Source organism: Flavobacterium sp. 120, from assembly GCF_003633605.1.
Classification (GTDB): domain Bacteria; phylum Bacteroidota; class Bacteroidia; order Flavobacteriales; family Flavobacteriaceae; genus Flavobacterium; species Flavobacterium algoritolerans.
In genome coordinates this window covers 240,050-254,477 of the sequence record NZ_RBKZ01000001.1, presented here as the reverse complement: position 1 = coordinate 254,477, position 14,428 = coordinate 240,050, and the positions used below count along the sequence as shown (strand labels likewise).

Below are 14,428 nucleotides of genomic sequence, written 5' to 3'. Positions count from 1 at the left end.
TTTAAATATTATTAATATCCAGGGTTTTGTTGTAATTTACTGTTTGATGATAATGCAGTAGCAGGAATAGGAAATAAATTTCTAAACGCTTGAGTTGGTGCTCCACCAGCTACATTTCCTTTCCAAGGCCATATATAACTACCGCCTGAAAATTTACCAAAACGAATTAAATCCGTTCTTCTGTGACCTTCCCAGTGAAGTTCTTTTGCTCTTTCGTCAAGAACTAAGTTTGCACCCGTAGCATCAGCAGTAAGAGTAGCTATCGTTGAAGCATTTGCTCTGGTTCTCAAAGCATTTAGATATCCTCTAGCAGTTCCAAGATCACCCACTTTACCAACTACCGCACACTCAGCGTACATTAAATAAGCATCTGCCAAACGGAACATTGGAAAATCAGAATCAGAAAAATTCCCTGCCTTATCTGAACCAGAAACACCATTAACATCTACATTTCTAAATTTTTGAATAGCATACCCATCAGTAAATGAACTAATATCAACGATTTCTTTCGTTTGTCCATCCGTATAGAATTGCCCTCTTGTGTCAGTAGTATTGGCACTAAACTTATCTACAAATGCCGATGTTGTTCTGACTCCAGCCCAACCACCATTGATTCCAAATTCAGAAGCTTTCATAGTACCACCAACTGGTGCATGCGTCAAGAAAGTAGTTCCACCATAAGTTTGAGTTTTAAGACCATCAAAAGCAATTGCAAAAATGAATTCGTTTTGAGCTCCATTTCTATCATTGTCAGCAAAAAACAATTGGTTGTAATTAGTATGCAAAGCATAACCTGACCCTATCACTTTAGTAATTAATGGCAATGCTCCTGCGTAGTTATCAGTACCAATATATACTTTCGCATTCATATACAATTTAGCTTGTAACATCCAAGCTGCTGCTTGGTCTACACGATACGCTTCATTGGTTTTTGCAGCTTTCAATTCAGGTGTAATTGCTGTTAATTCCTCATCAACAAACTTGTATAATTCAGCTCTTGTAGCATACTCTGGGTAAAAGAATGTACTTGGAGAATTTTCAGTCACCAAAGATCCACCACCAAACATATCGATTAAGTGCCAATATGTCAATGCTCTTAAGAAACGTGCTTCTGCTCTGTACGTTTTAATTTCTGCTATTAAAGCAGCATCAAGACCTCTAGATGCTAATTTCTCATCTGTAGTTTGTCTTAAAAACTCATTGCAGTTTACAATTTGAAAAGAGAAACGAGCAAATGTAGCCGTGATAAAACGGTCTAAAGAAGTCCATGTCTGATTGTGAAGATCTTTTATTGTTCCGTCATTCCAACCGATAACAGCCTCGTCTGTAGTTAATTCTTGCATTAACCAATACCCTCTGATATATTGACTTTCTCCTTCATCAATTCCAGAGATATCAGGAGAACCAGCTGCAGTTTGACCTGAAGTAGCAAATCCTGCGTATAACTTAGCCAGATATTGTTTGTACGACTCTGGCGTGCTAAAAAATTCTTCACCTGGAATTGCATTTGCGCTATCCGGGACTTGGTTCAAATCATCTGTACACGATGGGAATAACATCACCAACAGTAACAAAGAAATACCCAATAATTTTATTTGTGTCTTTTTCATTTTTCTTGTTATTTGTATTAGAAATTAACGTTTAAACCTAACGTGAAAGTAATTGGTCGTGGGTATAAATTTCCATCAATACCTCCAGAAATTTCTGGATCTAATCCTTCATATTTAGTAATTACCAAAACATTTTGAGCTGATAATGTCAATTTAACTAATGAAGTAGAATTCTCTTTTTGATTGAAAGTATATCCAACACTTACGTTATCCAATCTAATAAAAGAAGCATCTTGAATGTAGTAATCAGATTCGAAACGTTTTGTGTCATTTGATCTAAATCCTGTTTCCAAAAGGTTTTCAACACCGTTTGATAAATCTGTATTTCTGATCAAAATGTTATTGAAAGAACCTTTGCTTGAATCTACGTTGTTGTAATTATAGTTACCCCAAGATCCTCTCCAGTTCATTCCCATATCAAAGTTTTTGTAGGTTACACTTGTATTGAAACCGTAAAAAACATCAGCTGCAGGTTTGTGAAAACGGTATTTATCTTGTTGTGTAATCAATCCGTCTTTATTTCTGTCGATATACACACCATCTAAAGGTTTTCCATCTACACCATACGCTTGCTCATATACATAAAATGAACTTGGCGCATATCCTACTTGGTGATTTTGAATCGTGTTTCCTGTAGCACCTTCATACCCTCCAATATTAATACCCGGAGTATTAGGTTGTGTAGTCGTCAACTTAGTAATTTTAGAATCTTGGAATGTTATGTTTCCACCAATTCTCCATTCAAAATCGTCATTACGAACAGGAATAACTTCTGCAGCAATTTCAATTCCCTTATTTTCGATTGTACCTACGTTGTAATTATCATAATTAGAGAATCCAAAGAATGATGGGTTTTGAGTGTACAATAATAAATCTTCAGTAGTTCTTTCGTATAAATCAACACTACCTGTAATTCTATTGTTCACAAATCCAAAATCTAAACCTGCATTTACAGTAGTAGTTTGTTCCCATTTCAAGTTACTGTTATACGGTTGTGGTCTGTATGTAGTATAAAAATCACTTCCAAACTGGTATTGAGCAGCTGTATTAGATGCTAAATACAATGGAATAGATGGGTAACTAACTCCAATATCCTGTTGTCCGGTAATACCCCAACCTCCACGGATTTTTAATGTAGATATAGCAGACACATCTTTCAAAAAGTTTTCTTCATTCAATTTCCAAGCTAAAGCAACAGCAGGGAAATTTGCCCAACGATTAGTTTCTGTAAATCTTGAAGTTCCATCACGTCTGTAAGACAATGTCAATAAATACTTGTCAGCGATAGTAATATTTGTTCTTGCAAAGAAAGATTGCAAGTTAATACGTGATGGAAAAGATGGTGGTGAAGTTGTGTTTTTAGTCTGAAATTCAAAATTTGAAGAATTATAAAACTCTCTAAAATCTTGATACGAATATCCTCCAGTCACATCAAAAACAGTATTAATAGCTTCTACTTTTTTATTGTAATTTAAAAATAAATCCATCAACTTATTCGAACGAGATTGTGTTCTTTCATAGCTATTGTTATATCCAGAACCTGACAAACCATTTAAGTAATTAGCGTCGGTATTACCGAAAGATCTACCACTTAATTCATCATAACCAAAGTTAGCAACCGCTTTCAACTCTGGTAAAAAATGCATTTTATATTCCGTTTGGATGTTTCCAATACTTCTGTATGAAGTACCATAATTATTTTGTTGTTCAATCAAAGACAATGGATTTCTTCCAGCCAATTGATTGATTTCAGTAGCAGAAGTATACCATTGAAAAAAGGTACCGTCAGGATTTCTTACAACCTGAGTTGGGTCAAAACGAATAGCGGATCCAATAGCACCTCGGTCACTATAATTACTGTTTATAACTGACGTATTATTGTTCAATTCGATTTTTAAATGATTGTCCAAGAAATTACCTGTTACACCAACACCTAATGTTGTTCTCTCCATGTTATCTCTTTTCAAAATACCATTTAAATTAGCATACCCTACAGAAGCTCTGTATACTATATTATCAGAACCACCACTTAATGAAATATTATGATCTGTACCGATAGCCGTTCTGTAAATCTCATCTTGCCAATCTGTATCAGCAGCACCCATCAAAGCTATTTGTGCAGCATTACCATTAGCCGTTACGAAATCTCTAAATTGAGTACTTGACAAAGCATCCACTTTATTTGTGATTTCAGATACTTGAAAATTTCCGTTATAATTTACTTGTAAATCACCTGCTTTTCCTTTTTTGGTAGTAATGATAATTACCCCATTAGAAGCACGAGAACCATAAATTGCAGTCGCCGAAGCATCTTTCAAAACAGATATAGATTCGATGTTATTTTGGTTGATTGTAGACAATGGATTTCTACTTCCTTCTACTCCACCAGCAGCAACTGGCACACCATCAATTACATATAAAGGATCGTTATTTGCAGATAAAGAAGACCCACTTCTAATTCTAATTGTAGCACCTTCACCTGGAGAACCTCCTCCATTGATAATTTGCAAACCAGCAACTTTACCTTGAATCATTTGATCCGCAGAAGTTACAGGTCCTTTATTAAAATCTTTAGTTGTCAATACCGTTACAGCTCCTGTAGCATCTTTCTTCTTAACTGTTCCGTATCCTACTTGGATTACAACTTCTTTTAATTGATTCGCATCTTCTTCTAAAGAAACGTTTAATGATTTTTGGGCAACATAATCCACTACAGTATTTTTATATCCGATATAAGAAAATACTACTTTATCACCTTTCTTAACATTAGATAACAGATATTTACCATCAAAATCAGTAGAAACACCATTAGCGGCACCTTGTACATTTACATTTACCCCCGGAATTGGCTGTCCTGACACTTTATCAAGAACAGTTCCGCCAACAGTATTCTGAGCCAGAATACTAAAAGGGAGTAGCAGTAATAAAATTAACAACTTTTTATAAATTGTTTTCATACTTTTTGTTTAAATTAATTTAATTTTTTGTTGAGTTTTCAACCTTAACTATTACTTCGAATGTTAAATTTATGTAAATTTAGTCACGCTCGACAAGGCCCCTTTTTATTTGACTTACGAAAACGTAATAGTGTTGAAAACTTTCTGATTTACATAAATTTTTATCAGTTTAATTACCATTTATAAAATTTAATTTTATCTTTATTAAGAAATAATTTTTTACCATATCTTCACCATGAAAAGGAAAATAACGCTTAAACAAATTGCAAAAGAATTAGATGTATCCATTTCTACCGTTTCAAAATCTTTGAGAAATAGCCTCGAAATAGGTGAAGAAACTAGACTAAAAGTTCAAGCATTTGCTAAATTTTACCACTACAAGCCAAACAATATTGCACTTAGTTTAAAAAACAGAAAAACCAAAACCATTGGAATCATTATTCCAGAAATAGTCCACCATTTCTTTTCAACAGTTATTAACGGAATCGAACAGGTTGCAAATGAAAATGGATATAGCGTTATCATCTGTCTGTCAGACGATTCCTTTGACAAAGAAGTCTTAAATATGGAAATGCTGGCTAATGGCAGCATTGATGGTTTTATCATGTCGCTTTCAAAAGAAACCCAATTCAGAGGCGATTTCCATCATATTACCGAAGTCATCAATCAAGGAATGCCCGTTGTGATGTTTGACAGAGTTACCAATGATATCCTTTGCGACAAAGTAATTATAGACGATAAATATGCGGCTTATGAAGCTGTTCAAAGCTTGATTGATAAAGGACGAAAAAAAATCGCCCTGGTTACCACCGTTGATTATGTAAGCGTAGGAAAACTAAGGACTGATGGCTACACTAAAGCACTTCTGGATAACGGAATACCTTTTAATGAAGACCTAATCATCAAAATTGAAGACATTGATACCTGCGAAATCACCATTGGAAAACTATTGGAAGACAAAGCTATTGATGCCGTTTTTGCTGTAAATGAACTTTTTGCAGTTACTATAATCAAAACAGCTAATAAAATAGGACTGAATGTGCCAAATGATTTAGCGGTTATTGCTTTTACAGATGGTATAATTTCCAAATATTCTACACCTACTATTACTACCGTAAGCCAGAGTGGAATAAAAATGGGAAATAAAGCCGCAAAAATGCTAATTGAAAGACTCGAATCTGAAGAAGACGAAGAGGACGAAAACTATAAAACTGAAGTAATTGAAACCCATTTGATAGAAAGAGAATCAACTAATTAATTTTTATTTGTTAGTTTATTCATTACTACAACCTTGTAGTTGAAAATGTTTCCTTTAATTTTTTTATGAGAAACAAATGTTTGAAATATATTTTTATATTTACCCATTCAAAGCTTCAACTTTTACTTCGAAAATAAGATAAGTTTTGATAAGCATAGCGCTTATCGTATTAATTTTTTTAAATTACGATAATGGAAAAGCGTAAATTAAGTTTCTGGCAAATTTGGAACATGAGTTTCGGTTTTCTAGGAATACAATTTGGTTTTGCACTGCAAAACGCAAACACTTCAAGAATTTTTGAAACATTAGGTGCAAAGGTTGATGAAATCCCTATTTTATGGATTGCTGCTCCTGTTACCGGTTTAATTATCCAACCTATAATTGGTTATTTTAGCGATAGAACTTGGACCAGATTAGGCCGACGCAGACCTTATTTTCTGATAGGTGCCATTTTATCATCAATAGCCTTGTTTATAATGCCCAATTCACCTTCGTTGTGGATTGCCGCTGGAACATTATGGATGATGGATGCCTCAATCAACATTTCGATGGAACCTTTCCGCGCCTTTGTTGGGGATAATCTACCCGAAAAGCAGCGAACTTTAGGTTTTGCGATGCAAAGTTTTTTCATTGGATTGGGAGCCGTTGTCGGTTCCTTACTGCCTTACATTTTCACAAATGTTTTTGGCGTAAGCAATACTGCAGCTGAAGGAATCATCCCAGATTCTGTAAAATGGTCCTTCTATATAGGAGGAGTTGTTTTTCTGTTAGCGGTTTTGTGGACTGTTTTTAAATCTACTGAATATTCTCCTGAAGAATTAGAAGCTTTTGAACAAAAAGACAAAGACACTAAAGAAATAGCTCCAATTGAAACTGAATTTGAAAGCAAAGCGAATATCAAAAGACAATTCAATCTAGGACTTGTAATGACTTTGTTAGGAAGCATCATTTCGTTTATTATTTACGAAAACCAACTTACTAAAGAACTCTACATTTTATTTATCGGATTAATTGTGATTGGAATCTTATTCATGGTAACCTCCAGACTTAGGGTTGTCCAAATAAAAAATGGTTTCACGATCATCATGACCGATTTATTGAACATGCCCACCACAATGAAAAAACTGGCTTGGGTTCAATTCTTTTCTTGGTTTGCACTTTTTTCCATGTGGATTTACACGACACAAGCCGTTACACAACATATTTTTGGAACAACGGATACGACTTCAAAAGTATACAATGATGCTGCTGACTGGGTATCAGTTCTTTTCACAGTTTACAATGGAGTAGCTGCTGCAGTTGCTTTTTTATTGCCTGTAATAGCAAAAAAAGTAGGGGTTCGATCCACACATTTACTGGCATTGTGCTCTGGTGGTGTAGGATTACTTTCTATTTATTTTATTGGAGACAAATATTTATTATTAATTCCAATGTTAGGCGTTGGTATTGCATGGGCCAGCATTTTATCAATGCCTTATGCGATGTTATCTGGCGCTTTACCAGCAGCAAAAATGGGGTATTACATGGGAGTTTTCAACTTTTTCGTAGTTATTCCTCAAATTGTTGCCGCAACAATCTTAGGTTTTATTGTCAAACAATTTTTTCAAAACGAACCTATTTACGCATTATTAATTGGCGGAGTATCGATGATATTTGCCGGTTTACTTACCCTTAGAGTAAACAACAGAACAAAAATTGAAATTCATGAATAATAGAAAAGCATTCATATTTGACCTGGACGGAGTAATTGTTGACACAGCAAAATACCATTATTTAGCGTGGCAAAAAATCGCAAATGAGTTAAATATTGAATTTACACTGGAACATAATGAATTATTAAAAGGAGTAAGCCGTGTGCGCTCTTTGGATATTATATTAGAATTAGGAAAAGTGGAAGCTTCGCAAGAAGATAAAGACCGATGGTTACTTCAAAAAAATGAAGAGTATTTATCCTATTTAGTTGACATGGACGAAAGCGAGATTCTTCCTGGAGTATATCCAATTTTAAAATTTCTAAAAGAAAAAAATCAACCGATAGCATTGGGTTCTGCAAGTAAAAATGCCAGACCCATTCTGGAGAAAACAGGAATACTATCTTATTTTGATGTTATTGTCGATGGAAATGATGTGACCAATGCAAAACCTGATCCTGAAGTTTTCCTGATTGCAGCTAAATTATTAGAAACAAAACCGGAAGATGCTTTTGTTTTTGAAGATTCAGTGGCGGGAGTTCAAGCGGCCAATATTGGAAACATGACTAGTATAGGAATCGGTGAAGCTGGTATTTTGCATGAAGCAAAATACATCTTTAAAGATTTCACGGCAATTGATACTAACTTCATAGAAGACTTAATAAAAAGATAGAATAAAAAACAAGAGGTTCCATAAACTGTGGTAAAACTATAAAATCGAACCTTTAAACCATACATTTTTCAAACTTTAAACAACAAGGAAAGAATGAATCAAGATTATATAAAACCAGATAATTGGTCAATCATAGAAGAAGGATTTGATGTAGAGAGCGTAAAATCATCTGAAAGTTTGTTCAGCATTGGGAACGGTGCAATGGGACAACGTGCTAATTTTGAAGAAAATTATACTGGAGAAACATTCCAGGGAAGTTACATCGCAGGAATATATTACCCGGACAAAACTAAAGTGGGCTGGTGGAAAAACGGTTATCCGGAATATTTTGCAAAAGTTTTAAATGCTCCCAATTGGATTGGAATCGACATCGAAATCAACGGAGAAAAATTCGATTTGAATACCTGTACCGAAGTCAAAAATTTTCGTCGTGAGTTGAACATGAAAGAAGGTTGGTACAATCGCTCTTTTGAAGCCACATTGAAAAACGGAACTCAAATAGCAGTTACTATTCGTCGTTTTCTTTCTATTGTTTTGGATGAAGTTGGGGTTATTAATTACGAAATTACACCTTTGAACAAAGATTCAAAAATAGTGTACAAACCTTATATTGATGCTGGCGTAACCAATGAAGATGCCAACTGGGAAGAAAAATTCTGGGAACCACTTGAGGTGAAAAAATCAGTAAATGAAGCTTTTGTAACGGCACAAACGTTCAAAACACATTTCAAAGTAACCACTTTCATGCAAAATAGCATTTTGTCTAATGGTGAAAAAACGGCTATTTCTCCCTCTAATATTGATGCAACTTCTGATAAAATTCAATTTAGTTATGATGTAATTGTGGCTCAAGGCCAAAAATCATCTATCCAAAAAATTGGTGGTTACACAGTTTCTTTAAACCATGAAAACACCGTTACTGCAGCGGAGAAAGTGATTCAATCCGCATTAGCGTTAGGATACGAGAAAATGTTGCAGGACCAGATTGATGCTTGGGCAAAAATTTGGGAGATGTCAGATATTACAATTGATGGCGATGTAAAAGCACAACAAGGAATTCGTTTCAATATTTTTCAGTTGAACCAAACCTATTTAGGAAAGGATTCTCGTTTGAACATTGGACCAAAAGGTTTCACGGGAGAAAAATACGGCGGATCGACTTATTGGGATACCGAAGCGTATTGCATTCCGTTTTACATGGCGACCAAAGATCAGGAAGTAGCTCGAAATTTATTGACCTACCGCTACAATCAATTGGATAAAGCCATTGAAAACGCTGCTAAATTAGGATTTACTAATGGTGCTGCTTTGTATCCGATGGTAACTATGAATGGGGAAGAATGTCATAACGAATGGGAAATTACTTTTGAAGAAATTCATAGAAACGGAGCCATTGCATTTGCCATTTATAACTTTTACAGATACACTGGCGACTATAGTTATATCCCTGAAAAAGGACTGGAAGTATTAATAGGAATTGCCCGTTTTTGGCATCAAAGAGCCAACTTTTCGACTCATTTAAACCAATATGTAATTCTTGGAGTTACGGGTCCAAATGAATATGAGAACAACGTAAACAATAATTTCTACACCAATTATATTGCAAAATGGTGTCTGGAATATACCTACGAACAAATTCAAAAGGTATCTCTGGAATATCCTTCAGATCACAAAAGAATTACGGAAAAAGTAAAAATCTCGGATTCCGAATTACAATCTTGGAAAAAAGTTTCGGATAATATGTACTTCCCTTTTTCGGAAGAACATAACGTGTATTTGCAACAAGACGGTTTCTTGGACAAAGAATTAGTTCGCGTAGCTGATTTGGATAAAAGCCAAAGACCAATCAATCAAAAATGGTCTTGGGACCGAATTTTACGTTCGCCGTACATCAAACAAGCCGATGTTTTGCAGTGCTTCTATTTCTTTGAAGATCATTTTTCGAAAGAAGAACTGAAAAACAATTTTGAATTTTACGAATCATTTACCGTTCATGAAAGTTCACTTTCGCCTTGCGTGCATTCGATTCAAGCAGCTTTATTGGACAAAATGGATATGGCGTACACATTCTATTTGAGAACTTCACGTCTGGATTTAGATGATTACAATAAAGAAGTGGAAGAAGGCTGTCATATTACCTCAATGGCCGGAACTTGGATGAGTATCGTGGAAGGATTTGGCGGAATGAGAATTAAAGAAGATACGCTTCATTTTTCTCCAAAAATTCCAAAAGAATGGGAAGGTTACTCGTTTAAAATTAATTTCAGAAATCAAATTTTGAAAGTAGCAATTAACCATAAGGAAACAACTTTTTCAATTGATGGCGACAAAGAATTGAAAATCATAGTAAATGGTCAGTCTGTAGTCGTTAAGTCTGAGAATTTAGTTACGGTATAATAAACAATTGCTAGAACTTGTAGTTAATTCTATCACTTGATCCCAAGCCTCGCTAGGCTTACTAACAATCCCAATAACATTGGGATTGTTTAATTGATAACTGTTCTTAATTCAAATTTGAGGATTCCAATTTTTATAAAATCGACTGACTATTTTAAAGTAAAAGACTTTATTTTAAGTTAGCGAAAAATCTAAATGTCAATAAAATATATTTCACAATGCATAAAACAGGTACGTTTCCGTTCATAAATAGGAGCTTTCTAAAAAAAATAACCTTATTCCTTTTTTTTATGTCTTTAACTTTAAACGCTCAAATCGACAAAATTGAACCGCCTTTTTGGTACGCAGGAATGCAAAATCCAGAACTGCAAATTCTTTTTTATGGCAAAGACATTTCTCAATACCAAGTCACGGTTTCTAATGGCATAAAAATAACTAACGTTAAAAGAACGGAAAACTCCAACTACATTTTTGTCACCATTGACACCAAAAAAGTGGCAGCTTCTGATTTTGTTTTTACTTTTAAAAACAATAACAAAGAAACGTTTACACAAAAATACAGCTTGCGCCAAAGAAGAGAAAATTCAGCGCAACGCAAAAGCTTTGATTCTTCGGATATGATGTATTTATTGATGCCGGATCGCTTTGCCAATGGAAACAGAAACAACGACAGTGAAATTGCTACCCAAGAAAAATACAATAGAGAATTACCGGGCGGAAGACACGGTGGCGATATTGAAGGAATCATAAAAAACTTGGATTATATAGCAGAACTTGGCGCAACGACCATTTGGAGTACGCCTCTTTGTGAAGATAACGATGCCAAACATTCCTATCATACCTACGGTCAATCTGATGTGTATAAAATAGATCCACGTTTTGGGACCAATGCTGATTATGTACGATTAGCTGCCGAAATGCACAAAAGAGACATGAAACTGGTAATGGATTATGTGACGAATCACTGGGGAATTGAACATTGGATGATGAAAGATTTACCTACGAAAGAATGGATTAATCAATTTGAAACCTACACGCAAACCAATCATAAAAGAACGGTTATCCACGACACTAATGCTTCAAAATTTGATAAAAAAATCGCGATAGACGGTTGGTTTGTTCCATCGATGCCCGATTTAAATTTGACGAATCCTCTGACTTTAAAATACCTGATTCAAAATGCGATTTGGTGGATTGAATATGCCGATTTGGATGGATTTAGAGTAGATACTTATAATTATTCAGACCCAAAAGGAATTGCAAAATGGACAAAATCCATCACCGATGAATATCCCAATTTTAATATTGTAGGGGAAGTTTGGATGCAAAGTCAAGCGCAAATGGCGTATTGGCAAAAAGACAGTAAAATCGCTGAAATACAAAATTACAACTCGTATTTACCAAGTGTAATGGATTTTACATTATATGAGGCAACCAGTAAAGCGTTCAGTGAAGACGAAGGAACTTGGGACAAAGGAGTGGTAAAAATGTATGACAATTTTACAAATGATTTTCTATATCCAAACATCAATAATATGTTGATTTTTGTCGAAAATCACGACACGAATCGTTTCAATCAAACCTACGGAAACGACATCAGAAAATACAAGATGGCAATGACTTTGATGGCTACCGTTCGTGGAATTCCTCAATTGTATTATGGAAGCGAAATAGGTATGGCCGGTGATAAAAACAAAGGCGATGCTGATATTCGTCAAGATTTCCCTGGCGGTTGGGAAGGCGATCAAAACAATGCTTTCATCAAAGAAGGAAGAACTCCGGGACAAAGCGATTATTTTAATTTTACTTCTAAATTATTCAATTGGAGAAAAACAAAAGCGGCGGTTCATTTTGGAAAAATGACACACTACATTCCGGAGAATAACATCTACGTTTATTTTAGATACAACAAAGATGAAACGGTGATGATTTTAATGAACAACAGTAATGAGACCAAAACTGTCAATACACATCGTTTCAAAGAAAACATCAAAGACTTTAAAACTGGAAAAGATGTAATTTCTGAACTTACATTTGACGTTACAAACGAAATTATAATAGAACCTAAGTCAGTTTTGATTTTAGAACTTAAGTAATTTGAACCTTGTAAAGCATTTAAGCGATTTGATAATTCCTTATATGTTTCAAAAAAAATAATCATTTAATGCTATAAAAATGAAAAAATATTCAATCCCACTTTTACTATTAACCATGACAATAATAAGTAGTTGCTCCAGTACACAAACAATTGCTGAGAGTAACAAAACACCTTTCGTTTGGGAAGGAGCGAATGTTTATTTCTTAATGACAGACCGTTTTAATAATGGCGACACTTCAAATGATATAAACTTCAACAGAACCAAAACTACGGGAAAACTTCGTGGTTTTGAAGGTGGCGATATCAAAGGGATTTCTCAAAAAATTGACGAAGGTTATTTTGATAAATTAGGAATCAATGCCATTTGGTTTACACCAATAGTGGAGCAAATCCACGATGGTGTTGACGAAGGAACCGGTTTAAGTTATGGCTTTCATGGCTATTGGGCAAAAGACTGGACAAACTTAGATCCTAACTTTGGAACAAAAGAAGATTTGGCTGCATTAGTTCAAAAAGCACACGCACACGGAATCAGAATCATTCTTGATGGCGTAATCAATCATACCGGTCCCGTAACTCCCGAAGATACGGTTTGGCCAAATGACTGGGTGCGAACAGGACCCAATTGCGATTACAAATCGTTTGAAAATACAACTGCGTGTACGCTGGTTTCTAATCTTCCGGATATAAAAACAGAAAACAATCAAGCGGTAGCGTTACCTCCTTTTTTAATCGAAAAATGGAAAAAAGAAGGACGTTACGAACAAGAAATGAAAGAACTTGATGCGTTTTTTGCTCGTACGGGATATCCAAGAGCACCAAAATATTACATCATCAAATGGCTGACGGATTATATTGCTGATTATGGAATTGACGGTTATCGTGGCGACACGGTAAAACATACCGATGAAACGGTTTGGGCTGATTTCAAGATCCAATGTGATTATGCTTTTGCAACTTGGAAGAAAAACAATCCTACAAAAGTTTTAGACAACAATCCTTTTTACACCATTGCTGAAGTGTACAATTATGGTATCAGCGGCGGACAAGATTTTGATTTTGGAGACAAAAAAATAAACTATTTTAAAAATGGTTTCAACAACATGATCAATTTCGAATTCAAATGGGATGCACAAAAAGACTATGAATTTATATTCTCCAAATATTCAAACAAGCTAAACAATGACTTGAAAGGATATAGTGTTTTGAACTATTTGTCTTCGCATGATGACGGCGGACCATTTGATGCAAATCGTACCAAAACTATAGAAAGCGGAACAAAATTATTACTGAGTCCTGGACTTTCTCAAGTATATTATGGTGATGAAAGCGCTCGTTCTTTAGTTATCGAAGGAACAAAAGGCGATGCTACCTTGCGTTCGTTTATGAATTGGGAAGCTATCAAATCAAATCCTGAAACTCAAAAAACATTGTTGCATTGGCAAAAATTAGGTCAATTTAGAAGAAACCATCCTTCGATTGGAGCAGGAATTCACAAACAAATTTCGGGTCAACCGTATGTTTTTAGCAGAACTTTCTCTAAAGGAGATTTTACAGATAAAGTAGTTGTTGGATTGGATTTGGTAATTGGTACAAAAGAACTTGCTGTAGATTCAACTTTCGCAGACGGCACATCATTAAAAGATGCCTATTCCGGAAAAGAAGCAATCGTTTCCAATGGAATAGTGACAATCAATACTGAATTTGATATTGTTTTATTGGAATTGAAAAAATAATTTTTAAA

General features: G+C 34.9%; 8 protein-coding genes. 6 read left to right on the top strand and 2 right to left on the bottom strand.

Annotation, left to right across the window (positions count from 1 at the left end; all coding sequences use genetic code 11):
• Nucleotides 1-11: 11 nt before the first annotated feature.
• Nucleotides 12-1,610, bottom strand: a complete 1,599-nt coding sequence (locus tag C8C87_RS00995) for a RagB/SusD family nutrient uptake outer membrane protein (RefSeq protein ID WP_121340816.1) — start codon at nucleotides 1,608-1,610, stop codon at nucleotides 12-14.
• 17 nt (nucleotides 1,611-1,627) lie between these two features.
• On the bottom strand, nucleotides 1,628-4,567 hold the full coding sequence (locus C8C87_RS00990; protein WP_121340815.1) for a TonB-dependent receptor: 2,940 nt from the start codon (nucleotides 4,565-4,567) through the stop codon (nucleotides 1,628-1,630).
• Between the two features lie 235 nt (nucleotides 4,568-4,802).
• Here C8C87_RS00990 and C8C87_RS00985 point away from each other — a divergent pair, with 235 nt between their 5' ends.
• From C8C87_RS00985 to C8C87_RS00960, 6 genes are all read left to right on the top strand, one after another.
• Nucleotides 4,803-5,825, top strand: coding sequence for a LacI family DNA-binding transcriptional regulator (locus tag C8C87_RS00985; RefSeq protein WP_099713676.1), 1,023 nt, complete (start codon nucleotides 4,803-4,805; stop codon nucleotides 5,823-5,825).
• Between the two features lie 191 nt (nucleotides 5,826-6,016).
• A complete protein-coding gene (locus C8C87_RS00980) occupies nucleotides 6,017-7,537 on the top strand; it encodes an MFS transporter (protein WP_121340814.1) in 1,521 nt (506 codons plus the stop codon).
• Nucleotides 7,530-8,189 (top strand): beta-phosphoglucomutase, encoded by a 660-nt coding sequence (gene pgmB / locus C8C87_RS00975; RefSeq protein WP_099713678.1) that lies wholly within the window; start codon nucleotides 7,530-7,532, stop codon nucleotides 8,187-8,189. Before C8C87_RS00980 ends, pgmB begins: the two co-directional genes overlap by 8 nt.
• A 93-nt stretch (nucleotides 8,190-8,282) precedes the next feature.
• Nucleotides 8,283-10,586 carry a glycoside hydrolase family 65 protein gene (locus C8C87_RS00970; RefSeq protein ID WP_121340813.1) on the top strand — a complete coding sequence of 768 codons (2,304 nt, stop codon included), beginning with the start codon at nucleotides 8,283-8,285 and terminating at the stop codon, nucleotides 10,584-10,586.
• A 290-nt stretch (nucleotides 10,587-10,876) separates the two neighbouring features.
• A complete protein-coding gene (locus tag C8C87_RS00965; RefSeq protein ID WP_233549984.1) occupies nucleotides 10,877-12,682 on the top strand; it encodes a glycoside hydrolase family 13 protein in 1,806 nt (601 codons plus the stop codon).
• A 79-nt stretch (nucleotides 12,683-12,761) separates the two neighbouring features.
• Complete coding sequence (locus tag C8C87_RS00960) at nucleotides 12,762-14,420, top strand: alpha-amylase family glycosyl hydrolase (protein WP_121340811.1); 1,659 nt, start codon at nucleotides 12,762-12,764, stop codon at nucleotides 14,418-14,420.
• Nucleotides 14,421-14,428: the final 8 nt, after the last annotated feature.